The 14788-nt window shown below is 67.2% G+C and carries 13 protein-coding genes; 8 read left to right on the top strand and 5 right to left on the bottom strand.

What is annotated here, in order from left to right; all coding sequences use genetic code 11:
- Window positions 1–7 precede the first annotated feature (7 nt).
- Window positions 8–1144, top strand: a complete 1137-nt coding sequence (locus QLQ83_RS11260) for an aminotransferase class V-fold PLP-dependent enzyme (protein ID WP_282735621.1) — start codon at window positions 8–10, stop codon at window positions 1142–1144.
- Between the two features lie 115 nt (window positions 1145–1259).
- On the opposite strand, the gene QLQ83_RS11265 is transcribed toward QLQ83_RS11260, so the two are convergent.
- Together QLQ83_RS11265 and QLQ83_RS11270 are read right to left on the bottom strand one after the other, a co-directional pair.
- The gene (locus QLQ83_RS11265) at window positions 1260–1943 is read right to left on the bottom strand and encodes a CBS domain-containing protein (RefSeq protein ID WP_282735622.1); all 684 of its coding nucleotides are present in this window, start codon (window positions 1941–1943) and stop codon (window positions 1260–1262) included.
- A gap of 111 nt (window positions 1944–2054) precedes the next feature.
- Window positions 2055–2789, bottom strand: a complete 735-nt coding sequence (locus QLQ83_RS11270; protein WP_282735623.1) for a DeoR/GlpR family DNA-binding transcription regulator — start codon at window positions 2787–2789, stop codon at window positions 2055–2057.
- Window positions 2790–2916: 127 nt separating this feature from the next.
- On the opposite strand from QLQ83_RS11270, the gene QLQ83_RS11275 reads away from it, so the two are divergent.
- The 7 genes from QLQ83_RS11275 (at window position 2917) to QLQ83_RS11305 (ending at window position 9605) form a co-directional block, all read left to right on the top strand.
- The gene (locus tag QLQ83_RS11275; RefSeq protein WP_282735624.1) at window positions 2917–4185 is read left to right on the top strand and encodes a NupC/NupG family nucleoside CNT transporter; all 1269 of its coding nucleotides are present in this window, start codon (window positions 2917–2919) and stop codon (window positions 4183–4185) included.
- Window positions 4186–4281: 96 nt separating this feature from the next.
- Window positions 4282–5058 (top strand): deoxyribose-phosphate aldolase, encoded by a 777-nt coding sequence (gene deoC / locus QLQ83_RS11280; RefSeq protein WP_282735625.1) that lies wholly within the window; start codon window positions 4282–4284, stop codon window positions 5056–5058.
- Entirely contained in the window at window positions 5058–6398 is a 1341-nt protein-coding gene (gene deoA, locus QLQ83_RS11285) for a thymidine phosphorylase (RefSeq protein WP_282735626.1), read from the top strand. Before deoC ends, deoA begins: the two co-directional genes overlap by 1 nt.
- Window positions 6395–7660 (top strand): phosphopentomutase, encoded by a 1266-nt coding sequence (locus QLQ83_RS11290; RefSeq protein ID WP_282735627.1) that lies wholly within the window; start codon window positions 6395–6397, stop codon window positions 7658–7660. The genes deoA and QLQ83_RS11290 overlap by 4 nt, the downstream gene beginning before the upstream one ends.
- Complete coding sequence (gene deoD / locus QLQ83_RS11295; RefSeq protein WP_282735628.1) at window positions 7660–8394, top strand: purine-nucleoside phosphorylase; 735 nt, start codon at window positions 7660–7662, stop codon at window positions 8392–8394. The genes QLQ83_RS11290 and deoD overlap by 1 nt, the downstream gene beginning before the upstream one ends.
- Window positions 8391–8813, top strand: a complete 423-nt coding sequence (gene cdd / locus QLQ83_RS11300; RefSeq protein WP_282735629.1) for a cytidine deaminase — start codon at window positions 8391–8393, stop codon at window positions 8811–8813. The genes deoD and cdd overlap by 4 nt, the downstream gene beginning before the upstream one ends.
- A 51-nt stretch (window positions 8814–8864) precedes the next feature.
- On the top strand, window positions 8865–9605 hold the full coding sequence (locus QLQ83_RS11305; RefSeq protein WP_282735630.1) for a dienelactone hydrolase family protein: 741 nt from the start codon (window positions 8865–8867) through the stop codon (window positions 9603–9605).
- 573 nt (window positions 9606–10178) lie between these two features.
- Here QLQ83_RS11305 and QLQ83_RS11310 read toward each other — a convergent pair.
- The 3 genes from QLQ83_RS11310 to QLQ83_RS11320 form a co-directional block, all read right to left on the bottom strand.
- Window positions 10179–10637 (bottom strand): general glycosylation pathway protein, encoded by a 459-nt coding sequence (locus tag QLQ83_RS11310; protein ID WP_282735631.1) that lies wholly within the window; start codon window positions 10635–10637, stop codon window positions 10179–10181.
- 239 nt (window positions 10638–10876) lie between these two features.
- Entirely contained in the window at window positions 10877–12343 is a 1467-nt protein-coding gene (locus QLQ83_RS11315) for a hypothetical protein (RefSeq protein WP_282735632.1), read from the bottom strand.
- A gap of 5 nt (window positions 12344–12348) precedes the next feature.
- On the bottom strand, window positions 12349–14649 hold the full coding sequence (locus QLQ83_RS11320) for a mechanosensitive ion channel family protein (protein WP_411971132.1): 2301 nt from the start codon (window positions 14647–14649) through the stop codon (window positions 12349–12351).
- Window positions 14650–14788 lie beyond the last annotated feature (139 nt).

Raw genomic sequence — 14788 nt, forward strand, 5'->3', positions numbered from 1 at the left:
GAACGAAATGGCCGGCTTGCTACCCGATGTCGACCCGGATGGACTGCTCGAATACTCGGTGGTCTACACCGATCGCGCACTGAACCACATGTCGAAGAGCTTCCAGGGCGTGATGCACGATGTCTCCTCTACGCTGAAGGAGGTGTACCACGCCCACTCGACGGTGATCGTTCCCGGGAGCGGGACCTTCGGCATGGAGGCCGTGGCACGCCAGTTCGCCAAGGGTCGCAGCTGCCTGGTGATCCGCAACGGCTGGTTCAGCTATCGCTGGAGCCAGATCCTCGAGATGGGCCAGATCCCCTCCGAGGTCGACGTGCTCAAGGCGCGTCGCCTCGACGAGGATGACCCCACCTCGCCCTTCGCCCCGCCTCCCATCGAGGACGTGATCGAGTCGATCCATGACCAGCAGCCCGATATCGTCTTCGCCCCCCACGTGGAGACCGCCTCGGGCATGCTGCTGCCGGACGACTACCTGCGTCAGATCGCCGATGCCATCCACGAGCAGGGCGGGCTTTTCGTGCTCGACTGCATCGCCTCCGGCACCCTCTGGGTCGACATGGAGGACATCGGCGTCGACGTGCTGGTCAGTGCCCCGCAGAAGGGCTGGAGCGCCAGCCCGTGCTGCGGCATGGTCATGCTCTCCCGCCAGGCCCGGGAGATCATCGAGGAGACCACCAGCACCAGCTTCGCCTGCGACCTGAAGAAGTGGCTGTCGATCATGGAAACCTACGAGGCCGGCGGCCACGCCTATCACGCCACCCTGCCCACCGACGGCCTGCGCCAGCTACGCGATGTGATGCGCGAGACCCGGCAGTATGGCTTCGACAAGGTGCGTGACGAGCAGTGGGACGTCGGGCGCCGAGTCCGCGGGATGCTCGCCGAGCACGGCTTTCGCAGCGTGGCCGCCCCCGGCTTCGAGGCGCCCGGCGTGGTGGTCTGCTACACCGAGGACGAGGGCATCGTCGGCAAGTTCCTGGCGGCCGGTGTCCAGGTGGCCGCGGGGGTTCCGCTGATGTGTGACGAGGGCGACGACTATCGCGCCTTCCGCATCGGCCTGTTCGGCCTCGACAAGCTCCACCATCCGGAGCGCACCCTCGAGAGCCTGGAAACGGCCCTGGCCAAGGTGCAGGGCACCAACGACTGAGTCGCCGCGGCGCCAACATCGGCGAGGGCTTCGCGCCCGATCATGACTGACCATCAAAGACAGCGGGGCGGCCATCTGGCCGCCCCGCTGTCGCATGGGCCGAGGCGTCGTCGACTCAGTAGCCGCCCATGCCCCGGGGCATGAAGCCCAGGTTGTTCTCCACCTCCGTCACGCCGGCGATGTTCTCCGCCGCGACCTGCACGGCCTGGCGCTGCTCCTTGCTGTCCACCAGCCCCCAGAGCTGCACCTTGCCGTCGGCCACGATGACGTTGAGCCGGTCGACCATGACCCCGGTGTTCTCGTCCACCTCCTTGAGGATGGCGTCACGGATCGCCCGGTCGTCACCGCCCGCGGCTGGCTGGCGGCTCACCGAGAAGCCGCGCAGCAGGTTGGAACGGCTGACGATGCCCACCAGCCGGCCATCGCGCACCACCGGCACACGCTTGATCCGGCGCTTCTCGAGCAGCGAGGCGATACGGTGCAGCGGCTCGTCCTCGGTGATGGTGAGCGGGTGCGGCGTCATGATCTCGCTGGCCTTGCGGCCGTGGCTCTTGACGTAGTCCACGGCATTGCCGCCGCCACTGAAGAGCTTGAGCCACCAGGACTTGTGCTGGTCAGTGTCGTTCTCGACCCGGCGCATCAGGTCCCCCTCGCTGACGATGCCGAGCACCTTGTCGTCGGCATCGACCACCGGCACGGCACTGATGCCGTGTTCCAGCAGCAGGCTGGCGATCTCGCTGACTTCACTGTCGGGGGTGACGGTGATCACGTTGGGGGTCATGACATCTGCGGCTTGCATGGGATGCGGTCTCCAGACGATAAGCGGGCGTTATTGTGTGTCTCGTGCTTTACAAGTTAGCAACCCTTTCCCCGTCCTGCCTTGATTCCGGACAGGTTTCGGCGGCGCGCGTCATGCCGGCCCCCCGTATGCTGCGACCTGGCCGTCGGTGATGACCTCGTCGACCTCCTCGAGCCCGGCGAAGCGCGCCGGGCGAATCACCCCCAGCTTGCTCTGGTCCACCACCAGCAGGCGATGCGCCGCCGTGGCGATCGCCGCCTGCTTGGGAACCACCTCGTGGAAGTGGAAACAGCTCAGGCCCTTCTGCCGGTGCACGCCCGCCGCGGAGAGGAAGGCCTTGTTGATGCCAAGCCGCCGGATGGCGTCGCCCATCTCCTCGCTGGCGAAGGAGCGAGAGGAGCCATGGTAGACCCCGCCCAGCAGGATGAGGCGCACACCGGGCAGCGCGCTCACCGCATTGGCCACGTTCAGGGCATAGGTCACCACGGTGAGTGACCGGTCGGCCGGCAGGCCGGCGGCCAGCGGCATCAGCGTCGTGCCGCAGTCGATGAACAGGGTATCGCCGGGCTCGATGCGGCGGGCCGCCCGCTCGCAGAGCCGGCGCTTGGCCTCGGCATGACGGTCCTGCTGGGCCGCCAGGTCGTAGACCGGTGCATAGCGCGGGTCGTCACTGCGCACCAGGTGACCCCCCATCAGCCGCAGCCCGCTCTCCCCGGCAGCCAGGTCACGGCGGATGGTCATCTCCGAGACACCGCACAGTTCCGCGGCATCATGCAGACGAAGGCTCCCCCCGCAGGCCAGGGCATCACTCAGTCGGGCGAGACGCCGGGCAGTGCGTTCGTTCATGTCCTGCGGCTCCCCTGGCGGCCCGATGATGGAAAGATGTTAGAAAAATAACACTGGATGTTATAAATTTCACCTTACACGCATCCGGATGCCTGCCACCCAGGCCGACCAGCCAGATAGGTGCCCCATGACCCTCTTCATGAGCCTGGTGGGAATGGTGACCCTCGTGGTCATCGCCCTCGTCTTCTCCTACGATCGCCGCGCCATCCGCATGAGGACCGTTGTCGGGGCCTTCACCATCCAGGCCGGCATCGGCGCCTTCGTGCTCTACGTGCCCTTCGGCCAGACCGTGCTCAAGACCCTCTCCGACGCCGTCAGCCAGGTGGTCCTGTACGCCAACGACGGCATCGGCTTCGTCTTCGGCAGCCTTGCCGAGGTGGACAGCGTCGGCTTCGTCTTCGCCATCAAGGTGCTGCCGGTGATCATCTTCTTCTCCTCGCTGATCGCCGTGCTCTACTATCTGGGTATCATGCAGTGGGTGATCCGCCTGCTCGGTGGCGCCCTGCAGAAGGCGCTGGGCACCTCGCGCACCGAGTCGCTCTCCGCCACCGCCAACATCTTCGTCGGCCAGACCGAGGCGCCGCTGGTGGTGCGCCCCTTCATCGCCCGCATGACCCCCTCGCAGCTGTTCGCGGTGATGTGCGGCGGCCTGGCCTCGGTGGCCGGTTCGGTGCTGGCCGGCTACGCCGCCATGGGCGTGCCCATGGAGTACCTGGTCGCCGCCTCCTTCATGGCCGCCCCGGGCGGGCTGCTGTTCGCCAAGCTGATCATGCCCGAGACTCGCGAGCCCGAGGACAGCGTGTCGAAGATCGAGGAAGAACGGGAGGAGGATGCGGACAAGCCCAGTAACGTCATCGACGCCGCCGCCGCCGGGGCCTCCTCGGGGCTGATGCTGGCAGCCAACATCGGCGCCATGCTGCTGGCCTTCATCGGCCTGATCGCGCTGATCAACGGCATGCTCGGTGGCATCGGCGGCTGGTTCGGCCTCGAGCAGCTGAGCCTGGAGTGGCTGCTCGGCTGGCTCTTCGCCCCGCTGGCCTTCCTGCTCGGCGTGCCCTGGGAGGAGGCGACCCTGGCCGGCTCCTTCATCGGCCAGAAGGTCGTGGTCAACGAGTTCGTGGCCTTCATCAACCTTGGCCCCTACCTGAGCGGCGAGGAGATGGTGGCCGCCACCGGCCAGGCGATGACGCCCCACACCATGGCGATCCTGTCGTTTGCCCTGTGCGGCTTCGCCAACCTCTCCTCCATCGCCATCCTGCTCGGGGGGCTGGGCAGCATCGCACCGAGCCGCCGCCACGAGATCGCCCGCTTCGGCCTCAAGGCGGTGCTGGCCGGCACCCTCTCCAACCTGATGTCAGCCTCCATCGCCGGCTTCTTTCTCGCCCTGAGTGGTTGAGAATGAGGGCTGAGAAGGGTGTCTGAGGGCACAGACGACAGACACACGCCGCGGCCGGCGCCGCGGCTCCGACATCCCCGTTCACAGGACGCTTCCATGACCGAACTGCAGCAGGCCGCGCGCCAGGCCCTGGCGCTGATGGACCTCACCAGCCTCAACGACGACGACAGCGACGCCACCATCGAGGCGCTCTGCCAGCAGGCGAAGACGCCTGCCGGCACGCCGGCGGCGGTCTGCGTCTTCCCAGCCTTCGTGGTCACCGCACGGCGTGCGCTGAAGGCCCATGGCCTCGAGGGCATCGTCAAGGTAGTAACAGTCACTAACTTCCCCCACGGCGGCGACGACATCATGGCCGCCGCCCGCGAGACCCGAGCGGCCGCGGCCTCCGGCGCCGATGAAGTCGACGTGGTCTTTCCCTGGCGTGCCCTGATGGCCGGCGACGAGGAGACCGGCCGCGAGTTGGTCGCGGCCTGCAAGCAGGCCGCCGGCGATGCGCTGCTCAAGGTGATCCTGGAGACCGGTGAGTTGAAGGACCCTGCCCTGATCCGCCGCGCCAGTGAACTTGCCCTGGAGGGCGGCGCCGATTTCCTCAAGACCTCCACCGGCAAGGTGACGGTCAATGCCACCCTGGAAGCGGCCGAGATCCTGCTGCGCGCGATCCGCGACAGCGGCCGCGACGTGGGCTTCAAGGCCGCCGGCGGCGTGCGCACCGTCGAGGACGCCCTGGCCTACCTGCAACTCGCCGAACGCCTGATGGGCGTGGCGTGGATCACCCCGGCCCACTTCCGCTTCGGCGCCTCGGCACTGCTCGGCAACCTGCTGCAGACCCTGCGGGCCGACGGAGACGGCAACGCGACGTCCGGGGGCTACTGATGGGCGCCCTGGCTCTTCCCCAGGAGCTGATCCGCGCCAAGCGTGACGGCCGTGCGCTCGGCCGCGAGGCGATCCAGCAGCTGGTCGCCGGCATCCGAGAAGGCAGCCTCTCGGATGCCCAGCTGGGGGCCCTGGCCATGGCAATCTTCCTGCGGGGCATGGACGGCGAGGAGACGGTGGCGCTCACCGAGGCGATCCGCGACTCCGGCGAGGTGCTCGACTGGTCCGGCCTCGACCTGCCGGGACCGGTGCTCGACAAGCACTCCACCGGCGGCGTGGGCGATCTCGTCTCGCTGGTACTCGGGCCCTGGGTCGCCGCCTGCAGCGGGCACGTGCCGATGGTCTCCGGTCGCGGCCTCGGCCACACCGGCGGCACCCTGGACAAGCTCGAGGCGATCCCCGGCTACTCGGTCACCCCGGACACCGCCACCTTCCGCCGCCTGGTCAAGGAGGTGGGCGTGGCGATCATCGGCCAGACCGCCGACCTCGCCCCGGCCGACCGGCGCCTCTATGCGGTGCGCGACGTCACCGCCACCGTGGAGTCGCTGCCGCTGATCGTCAGCTCGATCCTCGGCAAGAAGCTGGCCTGTGGCCTGGATGCCCTGGTGATGGACGTCAAGACCGGCAGCGGGGCCTTCATGCCCACCGCGGAAGCCTCCAGAGAGTTGGCGCAAACCATCGCCGAGGTGGCCAGCCAGGCCGGCACGCCGACCACCGCCCTGGTCACCGACATGAGCCAGCCACTGGCCCCCTGCGCCGGCAACGCCATCGAGGTGCGCGAGGCGCTCCGGCTGCTCGGCGGCGAGAAGTGCCACGGCCGCCTGCTGGCGGTGACCCGCGACCTGGCCGCCGAACTCCTGCTGGCCGGCCGGCTGGCCGACTCCCGGGACACGGCCATGGCGCGACTCGACGAGGCGCTGGCCTCGGGTGCGGCCGCCGAGCGCTTCGCGCGCATGGTGGCAGGCCTCGGCGGGCCCGGAGATCTGCTCGAACGCCCCGGCCACTACCTGCCCGAGGCGCCGGTGACACGCGCGGTGCATGCCGCATCCCCGGGCCGGGTCCAGGCCATGGACACCCGCGCCCTGGGCCTGGCCGTGGTGGCCCTCGGCGGCGGCCGTCGCGCCCCCGGCGAGGCCATCGACCCCGCGGTCGGGCTGTCGCGCATCGCCGCCCTGGGCGAGGCGGTGGACGCCGAACGCCCGCTGGCGCTGGTCCACGCCGCCTGCGCCGCGGACGCCGACCGGGCCGCCCGGCAGGTCCGCGAGGCCATCAAGGTAGGCGACGGCCCTGCCACGCCCCCACCCCTCGTCCATGACGTCATCCGTCGGGAGGCCCCATGACCCGCGCCATCGTGCTCGTGCTCGACTCCTTCGGCATCGGGGCGGCACCGGACGCCGCGCGCTTCAATGATGCCGGCGCCGACACCCTGGGCCATATCGCCGCCGCCTGCACCCGCGGGCAATGCGACGCCCGCGGCCGAACGGGGCAGCTTGCGCTCCCCAACCTGGCGCGGCTGGGGCTCTTCCATGCCCACCATGCCAGCACCGGCGCCTGGGCCGAGGGCGTTGCGGTGCCCGAGTCGGCCATCGGCGCCTGGGGCCACGCCCGGGAGCTCTCCTCCGGCAAGGACACCCCTTCGGGCCACTGGGAGATCGCCGGCGTCCCGGTGCGCTCACACTGGGGCTACTTCCTCGAGGAAGAGAACAGCTTTCCCGCCGAGCTGCTGGAGGCGCTGGTCCGCGAGGCCGGGCTGCCCGGGGTGCTCGGCGACTGCCACGCCTCCGGCACCGAGATCATCGCCCGGCTCGGCGAGGCGCATATGGCAAGCGACAAGCCCATCGTCTACACCTCGGCGGACTCGGTGTTCCAGATCGCCGCCCACGAGGAGGCCTTCGGCCTGGAGCGGCTCTACGCGCTCTGCGAGGTCGCCCGCCGCCTGCTCGAGCCGTACAACATCGGCCGGGTGATCGCCCGTCCCTTCACCGGCGCGGACGCGGCAAGCTTCGCCCGCACCGCCAACCGCCGCGACTACAGCGTCGAGCCGCCCGCCCCCACGGTGCTCCAGAAGCTGAATGAGGACGGCGGCACGGTGGTGGCCATCGGCAAGATCGCCGACATCTACGCCCACTGCGGCATCACGCGCACGGTGAAGGCCAGCGGCCACGATGCCCTGATGGATGCGACCCTCGAGGCTCTGGACGACACGGTCGACCGCTCGCTGGTGATGACCAACTTCGTCGACTTCGACATGGTCCACGGTCACCGACGCGACGTGGCCGGCTACGCCGCGGCGCTGGAGGCCTTCGACGCCCGCCTGCCCGAGCTGCTGGCGAAGCTCGGCAACGATGACCTTCTGGTCCTCACCGCCGACCATGGCTGCGACCCCACCTGGGCGGGCACCGACCATACCCGCGAGCACATCCCGGTGCTGGCGCTGGGTGCGGGCCTCGCCCCGGGCTCGCTGGGTGCCCGCGAGACCTTCGCCGACATCGGCCAGAGCCTGGCCACGCACCTGGACCTCACCCCCATGGACGACGGCACCAGCTTCCTTCCGTCCGCCTCGTCATCCACCACGCTATCCAACGCTACGGGAGGCCACTGATGGCAACGCCCCATATCAACGCCGAGCGCGGCGACTTCGCCGATACCGTTCTGATGCCAGGCGACCCGCTGCGTGCCCGCTACATCGCCGAGACCTTTCTCGACGAGGTCCGCCAGGTCAACACGGTGCGCAGCATGGCCGGCTACACCGGGCGCTACAAGGGCCGCGAGATCTCGGTGATGGGCCACGGCATGGGCATCCCCTCGGTCTCCATCTACGCCAAGGAGCTGATCACCGAGTACGACGTCGGCACGCTGATCCGCGTCGGCTCCTGCGGGGCAGTCCGCGACGACGTGGCGGTGCGCGACGTGGTGATCGGCCTGGGCGCCTGCACCGACTCCGGGGTCAACCGCACGCGATTCGGCGGCATGGACTTCGCCGCCACCGCCGACTTCGCCCTGACGCGCGCCCTGGCCGAGACGGCCCATGACCTCGGCGTGGCGACGAAGATCGGCAACCTCTTCTCGGCGGATCTCTTCTACGACCCGCGCCCCGAGACCGCCGAGCTGCTCAGGCGCTATGGCATCGTCGGCGTGGAGATGGAGGCCGCCGGCCTCTACGGCGTCGCCGCCGAGTTCGGCGCCCGAGCGGCCACCGTCTGCACCGTCTCGGACCATATCCTCAGGGGCGATTCCCTGGACAGCACCGCGCGAGAGCGCAGCTTCGACGACATGATGCAGATCGCGCTGGATGCCGTGCTGCGCGATGATGCCGCACGGGAGGCGATGCCATGAACGATTCCAACGACCCCACCATCATCGAGGCCCTGCTGGCGGTACGCGACCGCGCCTATGCGCCCTACTCCCGTCACCCGGTGGGGGCCTTGGTGGTCAGCGAGAGCGGCACCCGCTATGCCGGCGCCAACGTGGAGGTGGCCCACTACAAGGGCATCTGCGCCGAGGCCTCGGCGATCGCCGCCATGGCCAGCGCCGGTGAACGCCAGCTGCGCGAGGTCTGGGTGATCGGCCCCGGCCGGCACCTCTGCTCGCCCTGCGGCGACTGCCGCCAGCGCATCCGCGAGTTCGCCACCCCCGAGACCCGCATCCGGGTGGTGGACGCCGAGGGCCGGCTGCTCAAGGAGTACGACATGGAAGCACTGCTGCCGGACTCCTTCGGGCCCGAGAACCTGAGCCCCGAGGCCCTGCACGACTAGTGGCAGCCGCTACGCTTTCATCAGTCACTCTGGAAACTTCGGAGCCTGCTCATGTCTCGCGCAATCGACATTCCCGCCGCCGACGGCACCATCGACGCCTACATCGTCACGCCCGATAACGCCACCGGCCCGCTGCCGGCCGTGGTGCTGTTCACCGATATCGGCGGCCTGCGCCCCTGCTATCACGAGAAGGCCCAGCTGATCGCGAACCACGGCTACGCCGTGCTGATGCCCAACCTCTACTACCGCGACGCAGCGGGGACCGTGGTACCGGAGGGCAAGTCCTTTCGCGACCCGGACGTGCGGCCGACCCTGCTCGAGTATGCCGCCCGCCTGACACCCGAGGCACAGTCCCGAGACTTCGCCGCCCTGCTCAAGTGCCTCGATAGCGAAGCCGAGTTCGCGCACGGCAAGGTGGGCGTGGTCGGCTACTGCATGACCGGCGCCTTTGCACTGCGCATGGCGGCCCAGCACCCTCGCTGCGTGGCCGCCGCAGCCGGCTTCCACTCGGCTCGCCTGGCAGAGGCGGACGACCCCGACAGTCCCGTGCATGGGGTCGATACCATCGAGGCGCGGGTCTATTTCGGCCATGCCGACCAGGATGCGCTGCTGCCCCCCGAGCAGATCGCCCGCATGGACGAGGCGCTGGCCCAGGCCGGCATACACTTCACCACGGAGCTCTACAAGGGGGCGGCCCACGGCTTCACCGCCAAGGACGCCCCGTCCTACGACGCGGCCGCCGATGCCCTGCACCACAAGCGACTCGCCATGCTCCTGGAGGAGGCGCTGTAACGCGACCTCCGAGGCCTCACTGCAACCGTCATCAAAGTGGGGCCCCAATGACGACGACCATCCCCGTGGAAGAGGGCAATGGGATATTTTGCGACTAGTTCAATGTCTTCTTTCGGCCGAGGCTGTGTGAAAACCCACCCTTGAAGACGAGTTGTCTGAGATCGAGAGCCTCGACGAAGGCTTCGATGGCTCGGACCTGATTGTCTCTGAGATGAAATCATCCAGCAGCTCAGGGAACAACGAAGCTTGAGGCCTAGCCTCCCCTGTAACGAAACGCTTCATCGGCACCTCCACGAGCCGTCACGGGTAGAGCATAGCGGGAGCCTCGTTTTCACACAGCCTCAACCAGAAGCAGAGGTAGCGTAGAGCAGCGTTCACTAATCGGACATGTGTGAAATTCCAGAGATCGCTGATATGGCGCCACGGGCAAGATTCGCATGAAAATGCGGAATGGATAAACTTCACAAAATCAGTTTCAGCCATATTTTTATTTTTTCCCCAGGGTTTGCGACACGACCAATCAATCACGCCGCTACAACAACTCAAGAACATGTCGCCATATGTTTTTGACGGCTACTTGCCCTCGTCACGTGTCAACCTCTGATACACACCAAGACCGACCACCAACAAAACAGCTGAAATTAACAAGAACGTGGGATAAATCAACATAGTAATATCTTGTGACCCGGCGTCAAACATGAAAACCAAGGATTCCAGACTTACCGCAATGGCAATAATAACGAGAAATTTCAACAAAGCCTGCCGCTGTTTTTCAGGTGACTTTGTAGCACTGCTGCTAAAAACCTCCTCTTCCAACAAGAATTTGGACACATCGAAAACAGCCATTCCAATCACGATCAAGCCGATGGCATTAAGAAGGGCTGCAACAAGCAATGTTCTTTCGTGTACCGAGAGCCATATATCCCATAAGGCAACACCCATCATTGTGAGACTGATAATCCCCAAGCTTAAGCTGATGAGACCATAGACAGCCCGCCCTATCAAATCAGAAATATTTTTAGCCTTGTTCATCTTTGCTCCGATCCGCCTATTAATCACCTTACATACATTGCCGTCAGGAGGCCTTAGACTGCACGCTTTTATATTGAACGCACTGTCCTTTTCCTTGAGTATCATTGTGACGTTCCCTGCTTGCGGCCGGTCTACCGGCCTCTCCCTGTCAAACAGCCTGCCACTAATTAAGCTGAACAACCAGTGACCTTCAGGGTGATCCTGGCCTGAGCCCGAAGCGCCATGGGCCGGGCATCCCACTACGCCTCGTGCCCCTCCTCGTGGACCAGCTCCACGTCGACGATTCGCGAGCGGCTCATGACAATCTTCCAGCGCTGCAGCAGCGGTTCGCCGTCGCCCTCCACCTCGCGGATCACCAGGTTGATCAGGTGGCGCTTCTCCACCGGCTCGCGGACCACCTGTCCCTTCTCCTCCAGCCGGTAGACATGGTGACTGCCCTTGTCCATCAGCCGCGCCAGCGGCGCGAGGTCCAGGGTCAGGGTCTCGCGGGTGCGGTCATAGCCGCTGAGGAAGCGGGTCGGCGACATGCGCGAGCTGGAACGGTAGTGCAGCACCACCTCCTCGCGCTGAGCCAGGTTGCGCTTGCGCACCCGGCGGATCTGCTCGTCGAGCCGGGCATAGCGCTGGTAGTCGAACCACTCGAGCTGGCGGCCCAGGACCACATTGCTGGTGGGGTCCAGGTACTGGCGCCGCCACTTGGGACGGCCCCGTCGCAGCCAGCGCCACAGGGTGATGCGCAGGTCATCCTTGAACACCTCGCGCAGCGCATAGATCACCGCCAGGGTCAGCACGAAGAGCGCGGTGATGTCGCCCAGCGACTCCCGGGCCTGCAGCAGGCCCAGGGAGACGAAGATCATCACCACCGCCGTGGCGAAGGCCTTCACCGCCTTCTGCTCGCCGCCGCCCAGCTCCTGGCTGCGCTGCTTGAGGGTCACGGGATACTCGATCAGCCGCCTCAGCAGGCGCATCTTGTTGGACATCCGGGTGGGATCCCGGGTGACCCGCTCGGAGTTGTACTCCTGGGCCAGGCGATGCTCGATCTCGTCGCGACAGATGGTCAGCAGGCGCTCGCGGATCGCCCGATAGCCCTGGCCGCGCGGCAGGTGGGCGACCAGCGCCAGCAGGTTCTGCTCGGTGAACCAGGAGAGGTAGTTGTCGATGTTGGCGTAGTAGCGGTGCAGGCTCTCGTCGCTCGGCTCCTGGCGGCGCAGCCGCCCCAGGATGCCCCGGGCCAGGTCGGCGGTCTCCTCGAGCTGGGTGCGCAGCCGCTCGACCTCCTCGTCGTCCTGCGCCGTGCCGGCCCGGGAAGGGTTCTGGGTCTTCGCGGCTTTGTCGTCACCCCGCTTCTCCGCCTGCCGCACGCGACGCGACAGCTCCAGCAACGCCTGGGTGGAGCGCTCTAGGGCCACCACGTACTGGTAGGCGTAGAGGCTCAGCCCCAGCCGATACTGGCCGGCGTCCAGGCGCTTGCCCGCCAGGCGACTCATCACCAGCGGCAGCCGGTGGCGGTCGCTGTAGTAGGTGCGCTTGACATGGATGGCGCCGTGGTAGAACGCCTCCTCCGAGAGCACATGGGAGTTGAGGCCCAGCTCGGCGGGCACGAAGAGGAAGAGGTCCAGTCGATGGGAGGTCTCCTCACGCAGCACGCGGGAGACCTTGAGGTGCAGGCTGTCCCGGCGCTCGACCGTGATCTGGTGGGTCGCCATGGGGACTAGGCGGGATCCGGGGAGCCGCCCCGGGCATTGGTATCGCCGGCGGGGTCGGCGACCCCGGCCTCGCCGGGCCGTCGCCCGCTGGCATCGCGGCCCTTGGCACCCTCGCCGGTCCCATCCAGGCGGCCCCCACCCTGCCCTTCCATGCTCACGCTGAGCCGCGGCACGCCGATGTCGACGGACTGCGTCTCCATGCGCTGCTTGAGCAGCAGGTTGAAGGCCCGCGCCACGTCCCACTGCATCTCCGGGGCGGTGCGGAAGCGCATGCGCAGGATGGCGCAGCCGTCCTCGAAGCTGTCGATGCCCTGCATCTCCAGCGGCGACCAGATGTAGTGGCGCATCATGGGGTCCTGGCGCAGCTCCAGGGCGGTCTCCTGCATCAGGGTGGTGGCATCGTCGATTTTCATGTCGAAGGGGACGCGGACCCGCATCAGGGCGATACCGAACTGGCGCGACATGTTGTGGATGGACTCGATACGGCTGAAGGTGATGATGTGGACGACGGCATCCAGGTCGCGCAGGCGCACGGTGCGCAGGGTCAGCCCCTCGACGGTACCGATATGGCCGTTGATCTTGACGAAGTCGTCCACCGCCAGCGAATCCTCGATGAGGATGAAGATGCCGGTGATCAGGTCCTGCACCAGGGTCTGGGCGCCGAAACCGATGGCCAGGCCGATCACCCCGGCACCGGCCAGCAGCGGCGTGACGTTCACTCCGAGGTTGGCCAGGCCGACGATGGAGGCAATGATCACGATCGTGGCGAAGATGATGTTGCGGATCATCGGCGTGATGGTCTGCGCCCGGGCCAGGTTGACCCGCCTGCCCCGGGCACGCGCCGGGCTGGTCAGGGCGCGCTGGATGGCGGTGTCGGCGAAGATCCAGATCAGCCAGGCCAGCAGCACGGTGAAGCCGATGGCCAGCAGCGCCTGGCCGATGCGTACGCTGGCCACCCCCTGCTGGCCGATGCCGATCAGCGAGCCCCCCCATACCTGCAGCGAGAGTTCGGCGAAGGCGATCCAGGCGAGCACGTGGGCCAGGGCATAGCCGAAGCGTTCCAGGCGTCTGCGGTAGTCGCTCAGCCGACGGCGCTTGGAGCGCCGCTCGCCGTGCCGGCGGATCAGGCCGGTGACGACCAGCGTCAGCACCAGCAGCGACGCCGAGATGATCGAGCGGGCCAGCGCCGTGCCCACGTCGCCTACGGTGATGAAGATCGCCAGCAGCGAGCCCCCCACCAGCAGCAGGGCCGGCACGTGCCACAGGCCGCCCACCAGCCGCGCCACCTCGGAGGAACTGCCCCTGTCGCGCCGCAGGGTATAGGGGCGATTGCGGATCAGGTGCTTGATCGGGCGCTTGAAGCGCAGGATGAAGCGTCCGCTGATCATCGCCGCCAGCACGTTGGCCAGCACCGACATCAGGCTCGCCAGGTCGCTGCCCATGATCCCAGAGAGACGGGTGGAATTGAACGCATCACCCAGCGCGATCAGGGCCCCGATGATGAACAGCGGCCTCAGGCTCTGCTGCTGCAGGATCTGCACGGCGATGAAGCGGTGGCCGCTGGTAAAGACCGAGATCACCGTCTCCACCACCACCGAGAGGGTGCGCCCGCATAGCGCCACATAGGCGATCACCAGGGTCGCGGTGCGTCCCGAGCTCTCCGGCACCAGCTGGGCGATGCCCAGCACCAGCGCAAAGGCCAGCGCCCAGGGCAGCATGCGGCGCAGGAAATGCACCACCAGCAGCCAGGCCCGGGGCTCGCGGGGCAGATCCAGGGGCCAGCCCCGGCGCCTGGCGAGCATCCGCCCCAGGGCGATCAGGATCACCAGCAGCCCGGCCCAGATCACCAGCAGCACGGTCAGCTCGATGACGAAGCGCAGCAACTCGGCATTGCCGGTCTGCACCACCAGGTCCACCAGGTCGGACCCGCCCTGCTGCAGCTGGCGCTGCCACTCGTCCACCGGCGACCGGCCGGCCTCGGCCTGCTCGCCGAGGTCGCTGATGGTCTCGGCGAGGGCGCCGAGCAGGCCCTGGGGGCGGGTGATACCGGCCTCCTCGGCGGTCGGGTCGTGGGCCTGCTGCAGCTGGCGCAGGTTCTCCAGCAGGGCCTCGCGCTGGTCGGCATCCTCGAGGGTGGCGATCACCTCGCTCAATGACTCCTGGAAGGCCTGGGGGTCATGGGAGGCCGCCTCCTCCCCGCTCCCCGGTGTCAGGGCAGAAAGGGGCGTGGCCTGGGCCGAGGCCAGCGTTGGAAACAGCATCAAAAACAGCAGCCATATCAACAGGCTGCGAACGACAACGAACATCCGGTTCGTTTCAGGCACTCTCTCGACTCCCTGGCATTTCGTCTCCCTGGTCTCTCCGGGTCTCGTCTCTCTGGCGAACAAATGACAGCTCGGGCCGCATCCATGATTCCCGAGGCAGTGTGATAGGCTGCCGACAACA

Origin of the sequence: Halomonas rhizosphaerae, from assembly GCF_030010555.1 — a bacterium.
Lineage (GTDB): Bacteria > Pseudomonadota > Gammaproteobacteria > Pseudomonadales > Halomonadaceae > Halomonas > Halomonas rhizosphaerae.